Annotated in this window: 18 protein-coding genes; 10 read left to right on the forward strand and 8 right to left on the reverse strand. The window is 37.3% G+C overall.

All coding sequences use genetic code 11. The features are described from left to right. Positions 1–25: 25 nt before the first annotated feature. The 3 genes from B9T35_RS09125 to B9T35_RS09135 all read left to right on the forward strand — a co-directional run bounded on the left by B9T35_RS09125 (position 26) and on the right by B9T35_RS09135 (position 2,135). Positions 26–958 (forward strand): rhodanese-related sulfurtransferase, encoded by a 933-nt coding sequence (locus B9T35_RS09125; protein WP_086190800.1) that lies wholly within the window; start codon positions 26–28, stop codon positions 956–958. A gap of 230 nt (positions 959–1,188) precedes the next feature. Next, positions 1,189–1,494 carry a hypothetical protein gene (locus B9T35_RS09130; protein ID WP_086190801.1) on the forward strand — a complete coding sequence of 102 codons (306 nt, stop codon included), beginning with the start codon at positions 1,189–1,191 and terminating at the stop codon, positions 1,492–1,494. Between the two features lie 371 nt (positions 1,495–1,865). Next, entirely contained in the window at positions 1,866–2,135 is a 270-nt protein-coding gene (locus B9T35_RS09135) for a DUF4282 domain-containing protein (protein WP_086190802.1), read from the forward strand. Positions 2,136–2,417: 282 nt separating this feature from the next. On the opposite strand, the gene B9T35_RS09140 is transcribed toward B9T35_RS09135, so the two are convergent. Both B9T35_RS09140 and B9T35_RS09145 read right to left on the reverse strand, forming a co-directional pair. After that, positions 2,418–2,942: a YecA family protein gene (locus tag B9T35_RS09140; protein ID WP_086190803.1), complete on the reverse strand. Its 525-nt coding sequence runs from the start codon at positions 2,940–2,942 to the stop codon at positions 2,418–2,420. 77 nt (positions 2,943–3,019) lie between these two features. Further along, positions 3,020–3,229, reverse strand: a complete 210-nt coding sequence (locus B9T35_RS09145) for a PA3496 family putative envelope integrity protein (protein WP_086190804.1) — start codon at positions 3,227–3,229, stop codon at positions 3,020–3,022. A 324-nt stretch (positions 3,230–3,553) separates the two neighbouring features. On the opposite strand from B9T35_RS09145, the gene rpoD reads away from it, so the two are divergent. Together rpoD and B9T35_RS09155 are read left to right on the forward strand one after the other, a co-directional pair. Further along, a complete protein-coding gene (gene rpoD, locus B9T35_RS09150) occupies positions 3,554–5,503 on the forward strand; it encodes an RNA polymerase sigma factor RpoD (RefSeq protein ID WP_265733441.1) in 1,950 nt (649 codons plus the stop codon). Between the two features lie 119 nt (positions 5,504–5,622). Further along, the gene (locus B9T35_RS09155) at positions 5,623–5,910 is read left to right on the forward strand and encodes a YbeD family protein (protein WP_086190869.1); all 288 of its coding nucleotides are present in this window, start codon (positions 5,623–5,625) and stop codon (positions 5,908–5,910) included. Positions 5,911–5,983: 73 nt separating this feature from the next. On the opposite strand, the gene B9T35_RS09160 is transcribed toward B9T35_RS09155, so the two are convergent. Further along, positions 5,984–6,718, reverse strand: coding sequence for a CDGSH iron-sulfur domain-containing protein (locus B9T35_RS09160; RefSeq protein ID WP_086190806.1), 735 nt, complete (start codon positions 6,716–6,718; stop codon positions 5,984–5,986). 427 nt (positions 6,719–7,145) lie between these two features. Here B9T35_RS09160 and lipB point away from each other — a divergent pair, with 427 nt between their 5' ends. From lipB to B9T35_RS09185, 4 genes are all read left to right on the forward strand, one after another. Beyond that, a complete protein-coding gene (gene lipB / locus B9T35_RS09165) occupies positions 7,146–7,805 on the forward strand; it encodes a lipoyl(octanoyl) transferase LipB (protein ID WP_086190807.1) in 660 nt (219 codons plus the stop codon). A 79-nt stretch (positions 7,806–7,884) separates the two neighbouring features. Next, positions 7,885–8,418 carry a hypothetical protein gene (locus B9T35_RS09170; protein ID WP_086190808.1) on the forward strand — a complete coding sequence of 178 codons (534 nt, stop codon included), beginning with the start codon at positions 7,885–7,887 and terminating at the stop codon, positions 8,416–8,418. A gap of 5 nt (positions 8,419–8,423) precedes the next feature. Continuing rightward, on the forward strand, positions 8,424–9,608 hold the full coding sequence (locus B9T35_RS09175) for an iron-containing alcohol dehydrogenase (RefSeq protein WP_086190809.1): 1,185 nt from the start codon (positions 8,424–8,426) through the stop codon (positions 9,606–9,608). 264 nt (positions 9,609–9,872) lie between these two features. Continuing rightward, the gene (locus tag B9T35_RS09185; RefSeq protein WP_086190810.1) at positions 9,873–11,258 is read left to right on the forward strand and encodes an APC family permease; all 1,386 of its coding nucleotides are present in this window, start codon (positions 9,873–9,875) and stop codon (positions 11,256–11,258) included. Positions 11,259–11,340: 82 nt separating this feature from the next. On the opposite strand, the gene B9T35_RS09190 is transcribed toward B9T35_RS09185, so the two are convergent. Further along, entirely contained in the window at positions 11,341–11,904 is a 564-nt protein-coding gene (locus B9T35_RS09190; RefSeq protein WP_086190811.1) for a flavodoxin family protein, read from the reverse strand. Positions 11,905–12,034: 130 nt separating this feature from the next. Here B9T35_RS09190 and B9T35_RS09195 point away from each other — a divergent pair, with 130 nt between their 5' ends. After that, complete coding sequence (locus B9T35_RS09195; RefSeq protein WP_086190812.1) at positions 12,035–12,394, forward strand: winged helix-turn-helix transcriptional regulator; 360 nt, start codon at positions 12,035–12,037, stop codon at positions 12,392–12,394. A gap of 58 nt (positions 12,395–12,452) precedes the next feature. Here the strand turns inward: B9T35_RS09195 and B9T35_RS09200 are convergent, their stop codons facing one another. The 4 genes from B9T35_RS09200 to cysG all read right to left on the reverse strand — a co-directional run bounded on the left by B9T35_RS09200 (position 12,453) and on the right by cysG (position 17,256). Continuing rightward, positions 12,453–13,262: an ATP-binding cassette domain-containing protein gene (locus B9T35_RS09200; RefSeq protein ID WP_086190813.1), complete on the reverse strand. Its 810-nt coding sequence runs from the start codon at positions 13,260–13,262 to the stop codon at positions 12,453–12,455. 29 nt (positions 13,263–13,291) lie between these two features. Then, positions 13,292–15,139, reverse strand: a complete 1,848-nt coding sequence (locus B9T35_RS09205; RefSeq protein ID WP_086190814.1) for a glycine betaine ABC transporter substrate-binding protein — start codon at positions 15,137–15,139, stop codon at positions 13,292–13,294. A gap of 181 nt (positions 15,140–15,320) precedes the next feature. After that, positions 15,321–15,800: a tRNA (cytidine(34)-2'-O)-methyltransferase gene (locus B9T35_RS09210; protein WP_086190815.1), complete on the reverse strand. Its 480-nt coding sequence runs from the start codon at positions 15,798–15,800 to the stop codon at positions 15,321–15,323. 58 nt (positions 15,801–15,858) lie between these two features. Next, complete coding sequence (cysG, locus tag B9T35_RS09215) at positions 15,859–17,256, reverse strand: siroheme synthase CysG (RefSeq protein ID WP_086190816.1); 1,398 nt, start codon at positions 17,254–17,256, stop codon at positions 15,859–15,861. Between the last annotated feature and the right edge of the window lie 5 nt (positions 17,257–17,261).

Raw genomic sequence — 17,261 nt, forward strand, 5'->3', positions numbered from 1 at the left:
TATCTTAATACATTTGGAGTACTCCATGAACGCTACTGTAGAACAGCTTGCACCTGTAGAACAGCAAGCGACCTCTGGTTGGGTTGTTGCAGCACTTTATCAATTCAAAGAAGTTCAAGATCCTGCTGATCTTCAACAACGTCTTGTTGAATTGGTAAAAACCATCAACCTTTGCGGTACTCTAATTGTTGCAGGTGAAGGAATCAACGGCACTGTTGCTGGTGATCGTCAAGCGGTTGATGTCATTCGTCAATTTCTTTTAGACGACGGTTTTACAACCATGGAATATAAAGAATCTGAAAGTGATGATAAACCATTCCGTAAAATGAAGATTAAACTCAAATCTGAAATTGTAACGCTTGGCGTTGAAGTAAAACCACGTGATTTAGTGGGTCATTATTTAGATCCGAAAGAGTGGAATGACCTGATTGCTCGTGATGACGTGATTTTAATTGATACACGTAACGATTACGAATATAAAGCAGGTACATTCAAAGGTGCTGTAGATCCAAATACTGAAACCTTTCGTGAATTTCCTGAATATGTAAAACAGAATCTTGAACAACACAAAGATAAAAAAATTGCCATGTTCTGTACGGGTGGCATTCGTTGTGAAAAATCAACATCATTGCTTCTTCAAGAAGGCTTTAATGAGGTTTATCATCTTAAAGGTGGTATTTTAAAATACCTAGAAGAAACCCCTGCTGAAGAAAGCATGTGGGAAGGTGAATGCTTCGTTTTTGATGGTCGCACCGCAGTTACTCATGGTGTTGAAGAAGGCTTAAATACGAAGTGTCACGCATGTGGTTGGCCTTTACTTCCCAACGAAGTTGAACTTCCAAGCTATGAGCATGGCGTTTCTTGTAAATACTGTATTGATAAAACCACAGAAAAACAGAAAGATGGCTTCCGTATGCGCCAATCACAGATTGTTGCGGCAAAACGTAAACGTTTATAATCTGCACTTTGTAAATCGTATGTTAAAAACCGCAGCTTTTATGTTGCGGTTTTTACTTTTTCACTACGTTTTTTATAAAAAATAATAAGAATGATACAAGGTACACATACTTCTCTAAGTACTTTCCCTCACGAACTTGCTAATCTAATTTCATAAGATTAGATATCTTAAAACATGATAATAAGAATTTGTTTTATATAAAGTTTTATAAAAACTCAAGGAGAATATATATGTCTAAAATAGTTCATTTGCATACTCCTCAATCACGTATATTACAGAAGAAAAATGTATATAACGTTCAGAACCCTTTAAGTGAACAAATCAATTTTGAACAACTTAAAAGCCAGCTCAATCATCAATCACATTTGTTCATCGTGATTTTAGGTACTCTACTTGGAGCAACTATTGCACTCAGTATTGGATACAGCATAAAAGCACATTTATTCAGCTATTTATTATTAACTAGTATCCCGATTATCATTAGTTATATTTTACGTAAAGTCTATATTTACACACTGTTGAATTTTCAAGAATAATGAGATATAGAAATAAATTATTCTAAATAATATTCAATACCTTGTAGGATGCGATCAAACATCCTATTTTTATATTCAACCCTTAACCGCAATATTGTTAACATAGTTCAAAATCATGGATTTCAATATATTCTTTAACTAGGATTGAGCTGACTTTACAAATAAATATATCATCAAAAAAATACTGTACTTGTTTGATTTATTCAAATAGTTCATCAAAATTTTGCAAAATAATTCGATATAAATGCATATAATTCGTCTATAAAGTCATCGATTTTGAGAGTTATTTCACTTATTATTCATTCAACACACCTAAATGAACGATGAATAACGCGTGTGTTTTAACTAAATATGAATAATAGGAAGACTATATGAATAATTTATTAACCCTTGATAATATGCTGACGCCAAAAATTGTCACTGTACTTTATTGGCTTGGCTTAATTGGTGTCGTAATTACTGCCTTTTCAACACTTTTTGGATTTGGTTATGGTCTATTTGCTGGCTTTTTTCAAAGACTAATTTATGCTGTTTTAATCTTGATCTTTGGTGGAATATTGGTCCGCGTCTATTCAGAATTATTAATTGTCATTTTTAAAATTCATGAAAATCTTAAGAAAATTGCAGATCGCCAACCATAATTTAAAAAGCTAAAAGTTTAAAGAGACATCTTGCATAAATATAAATACCCCCTTTTTATCCTCTCTTCAAAGAGAAATTAAAAGGCTTTATTGCAAGTAGTCTCTTAAGAAAAATACTCATTTATATTTATTGTTGACCAATAAACCAAACTTTTTTTGATTTTTAGCATTGTACAAAGCAATAAAAAGGCACCTTTTAAAAGGTGCCTTTAAATACAATCAAATCATTGATTTGATTGGTAGAACATGAGCCACGATATAATCGCGACTCATGATGTAACATTACGCTGGCGTATGGTACATCAAATAAAGTTCATTTAAATTTTCTGGAATTTCTTCCGCAATCTCATCCATTAACTGACCATTGCGACGGAAAGATTCCATTTGTGGGTCTTCATCATCCACACCACTAAAGACCATCATTGGTAAAGTTAGATCAACAACCTGATCTTCATACTCTGGTGCAAACCAAGCTTCTTCGTTGAGGAACATCGCGTCTACAAAACCAACGCTCCAGTCGCCTAAACTTGACTCTACGTCAGCTTCTTCAATCTCAAAAGGAAACGCAATTCCTTCTTCGTTGGCCAAGTTTTGACGAAGTGCTTCTAACCAAGCTTGAACTTGAGTAATAATTTCAGCTGGAACTTTCTTCTGGTTATTATCAAATAGCTCATCAAGCCATTTATCAAACTTAGGACCAACAGCAGTTGCACATAAGAAACCATGAGTTGCTGCGAAATCCAGACCATACTCATTTTGGTCGCCATCTAGATAGTCACTCAACTGGTCTAAATTTAAAGCACTCATTTTGATTCCAACATAACTTAATTAGGGGTGTAGCATAGCATTCCTAGGGATATGAGTCATGCTATGCCTGATATGATTTATTCGTCTTCGTCGTCAAAATCATCGTCATCATCAAGATCATAATCAAAATCTTTTAATTCTCGATCTAAACGGCGTTGAGCCAGTAAGTCATCAATCAGACGGCGCTTTTCTAACGACTCTTTTGCGCTAATTTTGCTTGATGACTCATCAAAACTAACTTCATCATCACCGTAGCTATCATCTAGTTCAAAATCTGTAGAAGACACTAAAACTACCTCAAAGTGAAAAAATGTGAATGGGTCTAGGCGCTATTTATCTCTCTTCTGAGACCTTGTCAAGTTTTATGTATTTATTTTTTAATTTTAATGTGAATTAGGGCTTTTTTTTTGTTTAATTTTATGGCATGGTATAATCCACCTTACGTCCTTCTATTTGATGATAGATTTTAAATAGGAATACGCTAGGGCTGAACTTGAAAACAACAACTTCATCCCCCATTTATTATTTCACTGAAACCAAATTTTAATATTTTATCAGACGATATTTTCTCTGATGAAATCGATAAGCTATGCATGAATAGATATGTCTAGCTGGTCGACTATTGCACGGTTTTTTACTGCCACAGATTCAACGAGAAGAGAGCAAAGATGAGCGATATACATTCCCCTACTTCACAAGTAGCGGCTCTGATTAGCCGAGGCAAAGAACAAGGTTACTTAACCTACGCTGAGGTTAACGATCATCTCCCAGCCTCAATCACAGAAAGCGAACAGATTGAAGACATCATTCAAATGCTTCAAGACGTTGGTATTCCTGTGCACGAACGTGCGCCTGAATCTGATGATACGATGTTCGAAGGTAATAACGAAACCACGGATGAAGTTGCAGAAGAAGAAGCCGCTGCAGTACTTGCTTCTGTAGAAAATGAACCTGGTCGTACGACTGACCCAGTACGTATGTATATGCGTGAAATGGGTACAGTTGAGCTTTTGACACGTGAAGGCGAAATTAGTATTGCCAAACGTATCGAAGAAGGTATTCGAGATGTATTGCATTCAATTTCATATTGGCCAAATGCAGTAGAAGTTGTACTACAAGAATATAAAGATTATGAAGGTGGCGAACGTCGCTTAGCCGATATTCTTTCTGGTTATTTAGATCCTGAATCTGATGAAGTTATTCCAGAAGTTTTGGAAGAAGAAGTTGAAGAAGTTGAAGAAGACGATTCAAAATCAGCAAAACCAGCAAAAGATGTCAAAGTTGATGAAGATGACGAAGAAGAAGAAGCTGAAACTACTGATGACGATTCTGAAGGCGAATCTGGTCCAGATCCAGAAATTGCCAAAGCACGTTTTGACGAATTAGCAGCGGTTTGGAAAGCAGCGAAAGAAAGTATTGCGAAGCATGGTCGTGATAGCAACGAATCTGCAGAAGCAATGGAAGCACTTGCAACTGTATTTATGATGTTTAAATTTACGCCACGTTTATTTGAAATCATTTCAGAAATGATTCGTAGTACACATGAAAGTATTCGTACATCTGAACGTGAAGTGATGCGTTATGCAGTTCGTCGTGGCCGTATGGATCGCACACAATTCCGTACATCATTCCCTGGTCACGAATCAAACTTTGCTTGGTTAGATGATCAAATTGCAAAAGCACCAAATGAGCTAAAAAATTACTTAGAAAAAGTTCGTCCGGATGTATTGGCATTCCAACAAAAGATTGCTGACATCGAAGCTGACTTAGGTCTAAGCGTTAAAGATATTAAAGACATTTCTAAACGTATGGCGATTGGTGAAGCGAAAGCGCGTCGTGCGAAAAAAGAAATGGTTGAAGCTAACTTACGTTTGGTTATTTCAATTGCGAAAAAATATACCAACCGTGGTCTGCAATTCCTCGATTTGATTCAGGAAGGTAATATCGGTTTGATGAAAGCCGTAGACAAGTTTGAATACCGTCGTGGTTATAAATTCTCGACTTATGCAACTTGGTGGATTCGTCAGGCAATTACGCGTTCAATTGCCGATCAAGCACGTACCATTCGTATTCCAGTACACATGATCGAAACCATTAACAAGATTAACCGTGTATCGCGTCAACTTCTTCAAGAAATGGGTCGTGAGCCTACTCCTGAAGAACTGGGTGAACGTTTGGAGATGGATGAAGTTAAAGTTCGTAAAGTCCTCAAAATTGCCAAAGAACCGATTTCTATGGAAACGCCAATTGGTGATGATGAAGATTCGCATCTTGGTGACTTTATTGAAGATGGCAACATCACTTCACCTATTGATGCAGCAACATCAGAAGGCTTGAAAGAAGCAACACGTGAAGTTCTAGAGAACTTAACTGAACGTGAAGCAAAAGTATTGAAAATGCGTTTTGGTATTGACATGCCAACGGATCATACTTTGGAAGAAGTGGGTAAACAGTTTGATGTAACACGTGAACGTATTCGTCAGATTGAAGCGAAAGCATTACGTAAACTTCGCCACCCTTCTCGTTCTGAACACTTACGTTCATTCCTAGAAAACGATTAATCTTAGTGATGTAAATGGGTGCTTGAAATTGCACTAAGCATCCCCATTTATATTGTTAATAGATAATACAACGCCTGCACTTATGCAGGCGTTTGATATAAAGGGGACATACGATGACTATGTTAGACCGCACACCATCACGCGAACTTCAGGAAGATCTTTGGGTTTTTCCAATGGACTACCCAATCAAATTGATTGGTATCGCAGGCGAAGATTTACATCTTGCTGTTGTTGAAATATTAGTGAAACATTTTCCAGAATTTGATGGTAAAAGCATAAAAGTTCAACCATCAAGCTCAGGTAAATATCACTCTTTAACTGCACAACTTGTATTTCAAGAACTTGAACAAGTTCATGCACTTTATGCAGATTTAGCAGCATGTCCATTGATTAAGACTGCGCTTTAATCTAAAAATTCCTTTAAAAAAACACGCTTAAAAGCGTGTTTTTTTATTTCGGAATCTGAGCATAAAATACTGGCTAAGATCGCATGCCATCTTTATATTTCACCGACGCATGTGAACCATCACAAAACGGCTTATTTGAAGATTGTCCACAACGGCATAAAGCTTGGCGATTACGGATTTCATAAGATTCACCTGATGCACTTTCAATACGCACACCACCCCGAACCATTAGAGGACCGCTACAGCCTTCCGCAGGATCTTCAATAGGGTAAATACCTGCTTCTTCTACATTTTCAATTGGCTGTTGAGTCTCACGATCAAAGACCAATAAACGTCCACCTGCACATGCATGCACCATAAACTCAGTCAGTTTTTCATGTTCCGCACCAGATTTTTTAACTTCCCCCCATACCTGTTCACCGTTATCGCAAAACCTTGAAAAAGCACAATAATGTTCATTGTCAGTCAAAATTCGAGTTGGACCATCAATTTCTTGTGATCCCTCAAGTAAAGGTTGAAAACTTGCGGCTTCATCCAAATTCACATGGGCTTTAGTATGTGAGCCATCACAAAATGGCGCATTTTTACTGTGTCCACAGCGACAAAGATACATTGAGTCTTTGCTTTCAAAACTTTTCCCACTCGCGTACTTTCCTGAGTTACCCGACTCATTTTGTTCAATAATAACTTGTAAGAGTTTCGGTGAGCCATGTACTAAATATGGACCACCTTGGATCACTTGGATAAAAATATTTTCAGGTGCTACCGTTGAACCCACTTGAATAATATATTTGGTTTTATTTGTCATATTGGGCTATTCCTTTATATTTTTCTTCTCAGATGAATAAAGTTTGGCTAAAACAAATTACTTCTCACTTAGTATTTTACATCGACCTTTTAGTTCTCTATTCAGCAAAGAAAAATAAAAACAGTGGAAACACTGATGCAAAACTCCTACTGCTTAAGCATCCCATTCATTATCTGCTTTAAATAATTGTTTTTGTAATAAATGAATAAGATTATCATTTGGATAATTACATAAGCTCAAAAAGCATTTCATTGTTTTTGTTCACTTATAAAGGTTATTTTTCGATTTGCATTGATCGTGCATTTGTATACATTTCTTATCTTTTTGAATTTTTTTTTAAATATGCTCCGCAAAGGAACCCCCCTATTTGACCTGATTTTCTTTATAATTGAAGCTCTATTCTTGATTATAAAAGGACGCATAGCCTGTGAATGATGCTGTTCTAAAACCCGTATTAATCATTCGTCAATACAATGAAAATACGCCTTATAGCGAACGTTTTCAGGAAATGAAAAGTTACACGGAGCAACGGGATGAATATTCAGAAGATCAACTTTGGATTTTACAACATCCTGATGTTTTAACGCAGGGACAAGCTGGTAAACCTGAACACATCCTCATTCCCACAAATATTCCTGTGGTGCAATCTGACCGTGGTGGTCAAGTCACATGGCATGGTCCAGGGCAAATGGTGATTTATTTCATGTTAGATTTAAATCGCTTGAAATGGAATGTTCGCACACTGGTTACATTTGCAGAAAATCTGATGATAGATTTGCTGAAAAAATATAATATTGAAGCCTATGCCAAAGCAGATGCACCGGGTGTTTATGTCAATGAACGCAAAATTGGTTCTTTGGGCTTTAAAATTCGAAAAGGTCGTAGCTATCACGGCTTAGCATTAAATATCGATTGTGACTTAACAGGTTTCCATACGATTAATCCTTGTGGTTATGCAGGCTTGGAAATGATACGGTTATGTGATCTTATGCAGACCTATCCTCAATACCCACAGTTATGTGTTGATGTGATTAAATATTTCAACAACAGCGGTTACTTTAGTGACGTTAAAGTCATTCCTCAATAAATGACTTTCTTTTTACAGTAAAACAAATTAGAGTAATTACTCTAAAACATAAATAAAATTTTATTAAAGGGATAAGCGAGTGATTTCAACCAAATCCGTAAAGCCCGCTTTAGAACAAGCTTATGTCAAACTCATGATGGATGTGATTGGCAGAGGTTTAGTTATGGCGAGTCAAGTCGATGATGAAATTAAACATGAAGTGTCTAAGTTCCCTGTTGGTTTTACTTTATCGATGAAAGTATTTCCGAATGGCTCTGCTTTTATTGCCAAAGTAAATGCCAAACATAATTTAGAACTCGTTCAATCTTTACAAGATAAACCAGATTTAACGGTTACCTTCAAACATTTACATCATGCATTTTTAGTTTTTTCTTTCCAGGAAAGTACTGCACAAGCCTTTGCCAATGACCGTATGATTGCAGATGGCGATTTAAGCTATGCCATTCGTTTAGTACGTTGTCTGAATAAAATGGAAGCTCTGATTCTGCCGAAACTTGTCGCAGAAATGGCAGTGAAAGAGTATCCACAGGGATTAACTTTAAAAGAAAAATTAACAGGCGCTGCAAATATTTATTTAAAAGTCGCTCAATCATATTTAAAAGGGAGTGTATAAAACCCATGGCTAAACCATATTACGAATTTTTTTGCCCTGTTAAAGTGATTGCTGGACATGCAGCCTTAGAACATATTCCTTTTGAACTTGCGTCTTTAGGTTCAAAGCGCCCAATGATTATTACTGATAAAGGTGTCCGTACCAATAATTTACTTGCGCCGATTGAAGCTTCTTTTGAATCTACAGATGTGGTGATTGGCTTTATTTTTGATGATGTTCCACCCGATTCAAGTTTAGAAACAGTTCGTGCTGCTGCACAGGCATATCGCGCCAACAATTGTGATGCCATTATTGCCATTGGCGGTGGTTCAGTGATTGATACGTCAAAAGCGACCAATATTTTGGTCAGCGAAGGTGGCGATGACTTATTGAAATATTCAGGTGCACATAATTTACCACGCCCATTGAAACCTTTTTTTGTGATTCCAACCACATCAGGTACGGGTTCAGAAGTGACGATGGCTGCGGTAATCTCTGATAACCAGCGTCATGTGAAAATTCCTTTTGCTTCAAATTATTTAATGCCTCATGCAGCAATTCTTGATCCGCGTATGACGCAAACATTGCCACCGCATTTAACCGCTATGACCGCAATGGATGCGATGACGCATGCAGTTGAAGCCTACACTTGTATGGCAGCCAATCCAATTTCAGATGCTTATGCAACTGCAGCAATTAAAAAAGTCAGCCAATATTTATTTACTGTTCTAGACAACCCAACGGATGCGGAAGGTCGTTTAGAATTGGCTCAAGCATCGACAATGGCAGGTATTGCATTCTCGAATGCAATGGTCGGTCTGGTTCACTCACTTGGTCATGCGTTAGGTGCAGTTGCACATTTACCTCATGGTCTATGTATGAACTTATTCCTTCCTTATGTATTGGAATACAATAAAGAAGTGAATGGCGATAAAATTGCAGATTTGTTACTTCCATTAGCAGGTCCAGATATTTACTCGCAAACCCCTGCTAATCAGCGTGCTGATAAAGCCATTTCAATGTTAAATACCATGCGTGATCGTTTGTATGCTTTGACCAAATTACCACGCACGTTAAGTGAAACGGGTAAAGTAAGCAAAGAGCAATTAGATGATGTTGCTGAAAAAGCATTGAATGATGGCTCAATTATTTTCAATCCGAAAGAAGCATCATTTAAAGATTTAAGAGCCATTTTAGAAAAAGCTTGGTAATTGCTGAAAAATAAGCCAATATAGTTCAAATAGAGCCTGATGTTTATACGAACATCGGGCTTTTATCATGCAGAATACATTGTGATTTAGTTTTTTACCCCTATCTGCTAATTTTTGCTCAAAAGCCAACAAATTGATTGGCATAAAGCATCATTTTAGAGTAGATTGGCGCACTTTTGTTTTATCCATAGGGGGGATCGTTCGTCTCAAACGATCCTTATAAACATGACTGATCCTTGATCAACGATTAAGAGGAAACCGCCGTTGACAAATATCTCTGGGACCCAATCCACAGCGAAACTGAAAAAAAATCTTGTGCTGTGGCATATTATCGTTATCGGGTTGGCGTATATTCAGCCATTAACCTTATTTGATACTTTTGGTCTTGTATCAGACGGAAGTCAAGGTCATGTACCGACCTCATACATATTTGCATTAGTTGCAATTCTTTTAACTTCAATTAGTTATGGGCACATGATTAAGCGTTACCCGTCTTCTGGTTCTGCTTATACCTATGCACAAAAATCGATCCACCCCAATGTCGGCTTTATGGTTGGTTGGTCTTCATGGTTAGATTACTTATTGTCGCCTCTGGTCAATATCATTCTTGCTGATATTTATTTAAGAGCATTATTTCCAGGTGTAAATAACTGGATTTGGGTGATTGGTTTAACTGCCATTATGACGGTAATCAATTTATTTGGTTCACGTTTTGTCGCGCGCTTTAACAGCACAATTGTCATCATTCAATTGGGTGTCATTTTTTACTTCGTTTATCAGGTCTATACGCTGCTCACTCAAGGTACATATGCCGATGGTACGCTGAATCCTGACAAAGCTGAATTATGGTCACTTGCGCCATTCTGGAATGATTTAACTTCTGTTGGTGCATTAATTGGTGGTGCGACCATTCTTTGCTTCTCTTTTACCGGTTTTGATGCACTGTCATCACTAGCTGAAGAAACTAAAGATGCTGAAAAAACACTCCCAAAAGCAATTTTTGCAACAGCATTAATCGCAGGGATTATCTTTATTGTCAGCACGTATTTCATTCAATTGTTTTTCCCAAGTGACCCGAATATATATTTCAAACCGCTTGATGAATCACAACCTGTAATGGTTGCGGCAGTTGGTAGCATTGCATTTAAAACCATGGTTTTATATTTTGCAGTGGTTGCTGTAATGGCATCAGGTATTTCAGCACATGCAGGTGTTTCACGCTTAATGTATGTGATGGGTCGTGATGGCGTGATCAATAAGAAAATCTTTGGTCATATCAGCCCGAAACTACATACACCGACTTACAATATTTTAATTGTAGGTGTGGTCGCACTCTCTGCAGGCTTCCTCGATCTTGAGCATATTGTTAACCTCATCAGCTTTGGTGCTTTAACTGCATTCAGTTTTGTCAATTTTTCAGTGATTTCACGTTATGCATTACGTGATGGCAGAACCAAAACGTTTAAAGAAATTTTCAATTACGTCATTATTCCTACACTCGGCTTTGCCAGTGTATTTCTAATGTGGCTTGAAATTGATGAAATGGCACTTAAAATTGGTTTAGCTTGGGCTGTGATTGGTGTCGCTTATCTTGCCTATAAAACCCGTGGCTTCCGCTACCCTGCTCCGCAACACAACGAGCATGAATAAATAATTTCTTAATTTCTTCCAAAAGAAAGGCGCTTAATACGCCTTTTTTTCATTTAAATCCTAAATAATTGCTCAACAAAAATTATTTTGCATTAAATTTATTTGTGATTTGCTGAATACGTTTTGCATAAGCTTTGACTGTATCCAAACCACCTTGTGGAATTTCATTCACAGAAGCATCCGCAGGGCTTTGTACCATCGCCCCACCGAAGCTTCCCATGTAATTGATGTCATTATGTGTCGCTGCTTTGGTGTTTGACGGCATCAAACCTAGGCTCACCCAAAGACCACCATGCTGTGCAGCAAGTGCCTGCATCTGAAGAATAGTCATCTGCTTATCTCCATTCATACTCCCACTGTTGGTAAATCCACCAAAAATTTTATCTTGCCATGTTCGGTTAAACCATCGTTTAGATGAATCATCCGCAAATCTTTTAAATTGCCAAGGTGTTGCCGCCATATAAGTAGGTGCACCGAATACGATTGCATCCGATTGATCTAAAGTTTGCCAATCTTGCTCACTCACTAAACCTTCTTGATCTACAGCAATTAAATTTGCCTGAATTTCATGAGCGAATGCCTCTGCAATCACTTTAGTGTGACCATAGCCAGAATAATAAACGACGGAGATATTAGAATTAGACATGTATGTTGCTCATTTATTGGAATACGATTTAATAATATATTTTTGAAACTAGATGTCAATTAGTTACCAATTGGTAACTATATGCTATTATCAATGATCAGGCTTATTATTTTGTTGAAAGAATGTATTTATGAAATTTAATATCTACCATCCAGACTGCCCTTCACGCTTATTTTTTGAAAATATGGCGGATAAATGGATTTTATTTATTTTGGATACTCTAAAACATGAAACCCAACACTTTAATTCTTTAAAGAAAAATATTATTGGAATTTCACCCAAAGTCTTGTCACAAAAATTAAAAATGTTGGAACGAGATGGCTTTATTTCACGAACAATGCTTGATACCCGCCCGATTCGTGTGGAATACGCATTGACACTTTTAGGTGAAGAATTGGCTCAAACGGCTTTTCAATTTAAGTTATGGGCTGAAAGTAATATGCTCAAAGTACTGGATGCACAACAACGATATGATCAATCTATGCAATAAAATAGCTACCTCACAAAAACCATTTAAAATATTTATATTTTAATAACTTATATCAATATCATCTCTTGGCTTGCATAAAACTTTGGACATATTCACTGTTTGGAAATTGCTCTAAATCATCGATAGATCCTGCTTGTACAATTTCACCGTCTTTCATTAAAGCAACTTGCCCACCCAAGTTTTTAGCTTCATCAATATCATGGGTGACAAAAACAATCGTTTTTTGTAAACGGTCTTGTAGACCCAATAATAAGCTTTGTAATTTTGTACGAATCAATGGATCTAATGCGGAAAAGGGTTCATCCATCAGTAATATATCTGTTCCTGCTGCAAGCGCTCGTGCTAAACCAACTCGTTGTTGCATTCCTCCTGAAAGTGCAGAATGATAAGCCTGCTCATAACCCGAAAGACCGACCTCATTTAACCAATAACGTGCTTGTTCATCCATTTCAGCTTCATTCACACCACGAACTTTTAGTGCGAACTCTGTATTTTCTAAAACGGTCAGATGTGGAAATAAACCAAAATGTTGGAAAACCATACTGACACGCTGTTGTCTAAATTCTCGAAGTGATTTTTCATCTAAATTGGTAACATTCAATTCACCCACCCAAATTTGACCTAAATCTGGTTCAATTAAGCGATTAATATGACGAATTAATGTTGATTTACCTGAACCTGAAAGCCCCATTAAACAATATATTTTTTGATTGGGGATGCTAAGATTAATTTCTCTTAGTGCAATATGACATCCGGTGTCTTCTTTAATTTCAATATTCGTTGCACCTTGCTTTAACAAAGACAGTGCTTGTGATTTATCATCACCAAAAATCTTGCTAATCGCTTCAAGTTTGATCCCATTTTGCATAGTAAGGCTTATCCTTTTATCTTTCGATTTTATCGTTTATCGGCTTTTAAACGATCAGAATTTTTTGAACCATAAGCCTGTGTAATCCGATCAATAATAATCGCAAGGATCACAATTGCTAAACCTGACTCAATTCCTTGCCCAACATTTAGGGTTTGTATGGCTTGTAAAACATTTTCACCTAAACCAGGTGCACCAATCATCGAAGCAAGCACCACCATCGACAGTGACATCATAATTGCTTGATTGATTCCTGCCATAATACTTGGACGTGCCAACGGTAATACCACCCAAAACAATTGCTGTCGTTTCGAAGTACCAAAGGCCTGCCCTGTTTCTTGCAATTCAGGATTGACTTGTTGAATCCCTAATGCCGTTAGGCGAATCAGTGGTGCAACTGCATAGATAAACGTTGCAAAAAGTGCAGGAACATTACCTAAACCAAATAGCATCAATATTGGAATTAAATATACAAAGCTCGGCATCGTTTGCATCACATCCAAGATGGGCTGAACGATTCGATATAGCTTAGGTTTCTGAGCAATGGCGATACCCACAGGGATACCAATCAATAGAGTCATAAGTACGGAACAAATCAATAAAGCGGTGGTTTGAATCAGTGCATCCCATAATCCAAATGCACCGATCAGATATAAACCCAACATCGAGAATACTGTTAAAACAATACGCTGTGAGCCCAACCAAGCTGTGATACCTGTAAATACAATCCAAAACCATGCAGGAAAAAATACCAATATTGATTGCACAGGCTGAATAAAATATTGTGCTAAAAAGCCACTAAATTGACGAAGTGGTTCTGCAAATTGTGTCACTAAGCTTTTAAGCCCGTGATTTAAAATATCTTGGATATCCCAATTCGGAAAAAAATGCTTTTGTTCAATTGTCGTATTTTGTTCAGTATCAAAACGCTTCAGCATGTCTAGGTTTAACCATTGTTTTAAAAGCTCTGGATGATTCTTCAAGAAAATATCCGCTTGTTGCTCTGCCGTTTGCTTATTTTCATTCATCTCTAAAATTGCATGGTTTAATTGTTCTGGCGTAAATTGAATTTTTTCAAATAAATCGATTAATTCAGGATGTTGCTGCTTAAATTTCGTAGATACGGCAATTGATAATGTGGACGTTGGAAAACCTGATACACAGCTATTTTGATTGTCTTTTTTTAATAGATCACTCCAACATTTTTCATTATAAGCAGGAAATTCAATGGGTACAAAATTGTACTTTGCCATGAGTCCTGTTGGTTGCCAATAATAAAATAAAATCGGTTTTTTCCTTTGATAGGCTGCTGAAATTTCAGCATCTAGTGCTGCACCTGTTCCGGGCTGAACTGTTTTAAAATTTTGATTGAGATGAGTATTTTGAATCAGTCTTTTATTAAATATTTCACAAGCCCATCCCGTTGGGCAATTTAAAAATTGAGGTTTATTGCTTATTTCATTGTTAAATACTGAAGCGTATTTGATGAGATCCTGCTGAGTATTTAACTCAGGAAACTGTACTTTTAAATAGTGAGGAATATACCAACCTTGTGTGGCTCCCCCTTTTAAAGTATTGCCAATGACCTCAATTTTTTTTGATGATAAACCTTGCTGAATAACAGGTGAACGCCCAACCCATATTTCACCAATCACTTGTAAATCATCTTGAATCAATGCATTTTCTTGTGCTGAACTTGAACCAGACACTTCAACAACATTACAACCGTAGCCTTTTTCAATGATTTTTTTAAGGACAGCTGTGGTAAATTGACCACTTTCCCAAGTCAATCCTGCAAACTTAATCGGCTCTTTACACTCTGCGAATGTAAAACTGGAAATAAGTAAGCCAAAGCAAATAAGTAAAAGACGAATCATCTAGAACCTAATTATCAATTTTATATTTTAATGAACAACTAAAATTCCATTTAGTCACGAATCGTTATTTTTACTTAAAATCTTTTCAATACATAGACTATAAATATCACATCAATATGAATCAATAGATAAAATGTTTATTTAAACTTCCATAAAAAAGCCACCTCATCGGTGGCATCTTTTATTTCAATTCTTGGAAACCCTGCTGTCGCCAAGCTTCATATAAAATCACAGCCGTTGCATTAGACAAATTCAGACTGCGTGAATTGGGTGCCATCGGTAAACGGATCCAATGTTTTTCAGGAAACATCATGCGTACATCTTCAGGCAGACCACGAGTTTCAGGCCCCATCAGCAATGCAACAGGACGATTCAAATCAGAGGTATGTGGTGTTTCAGAGCCTTTAGTGGTCAAAGGATAAATCGCATTCTGATCGATCCCTTGTTCTGCAAGATGCGCAATACATTCAGCAAAATTTTCCCACACTTTCATGTGTGCCCATTCGTGATAATCCAAACCTGCACGTCTTAATTTTTTATCATCCAGCTCAAAACCCAAAGGCTTGACCAAATGTAATTGAGCTCCAGTATTCGCACATAAACGAATGATATTCCCTGTATTTGCAGGAATTTCAGGCTCAAATAGAACGACATGAATCACGGGAGTTCTCGACTTTAATGAATGCTAAAAAACATAAAAATAAGCAATGATGATATTTCTATTGCCACTGTAATTGTTCGCGTAAGCTGACCACTTCACCAATAATGGTTAAAGTCGGTGCTTGTATTTGATGTTCTGCAACCTTAGAAGCAATATCCGCCAAAGTTCCAATCACAACTTTCTGCTCAGGCGTTGTACCTTTGGAAATAAGTGCAACAGGCATGTTCGGACGTTGACCATGCTCTATCAATTTCTGACAGATTTTTTCTAATCCCACCAAACCCATATAAAGCACTAAAGTTTGATGCTCATAGACCAACTCATTCCAAGGCAACTCAGGAGAGCCTTCTTTTAAATGTCCTGTCAGAAAGCGTACACTTTGTGCATAATCACGATGGGTTAATGGAATACCTGCATATGCTGAACAGCCTGATGCAGCGGTAATTCCAGGTACAACTTGAAAGCTAACACCTGAGGCGAATAACTCTTGAATTTCTTCACCACCACGTCCAAAAATAAACGGATCACCACCTTTTAAGCGACACACTCGTTTACCTTGTTGTGCATATTTCACCAATAAATCATTGATGCCTTCTTGCGGTACAGCATGATTGGAACGTGCTTTACCGACATAGACTTTTTCTGCATCACGGCGACACAGTTCTAAAATCGGCGCAGATACCAAGCGATCATAAATCACCACATCAGCTTGTTGCATTAACCGTAAAGCTTTCAGTGTCAGTAGTTCAGGATCACCCGGACCTGCACCGACCAAATAGACTTCACCTTTCGGTGTTTTCCATTCTTGTAAAGCCTGTTCAATCAACTGATCTGCTACAGCAATATTGTCATTGAACACTTGTTCTTTTAGAGGACTTGCATATAAGTCTTCCCAAAAAATACGACGCTCATCAGGATTGATAATTTTTTCTTTAACAACTGCGCGCCATTTTCCTGAAAATTCAGCAAGCTTTCCCATACCTTGAGGAATAGTTGCTTCAAGTTGGGTACGAATCTGGCGGGATAAAACAGGAGATGTACCATTGGTCGCAATCGAAATAACCAAAGGTGAACGATCAACAATTGCAGGCACCATAAAACGACAATGTGGTGGATCATCGACACTATTCACCAAGACATTTTCAGCTTCACAGACTTCAAAAACCTGTTGATTGGTAGATTTACTATCTGTTGCAGCAATGACCAAGCGATATTGACGCAGATTTAAAGATTCAGGATTGTGTAGGTTTAATTGCTGTTCAAAGGTAGCTTGCAGATATTGCCCTTGCCTTTGTACGACAATCTCTAAAAGATTCGCATCAATTTCAGGTGCAATCACGCTAATCACTGCACCTGCTTTAGCTAAGAGTACAGCTTTGCGATAAGCAATGTGTCCACCACCGACAATCAGACAAGGTTGCTGTTGCAACTTTAAAGAGATTGGAAAAATATCCATATTCA

Source organism: Acinetobacter sp. ANC 3832, assembly GCF_002135415.1.
In the GTDB taxonomy this organism is placed as follows: domain Bacteria; phylum Pseudomonadota; class Gammaproteobacteria; order Pseudomonadales; family Moraxellaceae; genus Acinetobacter.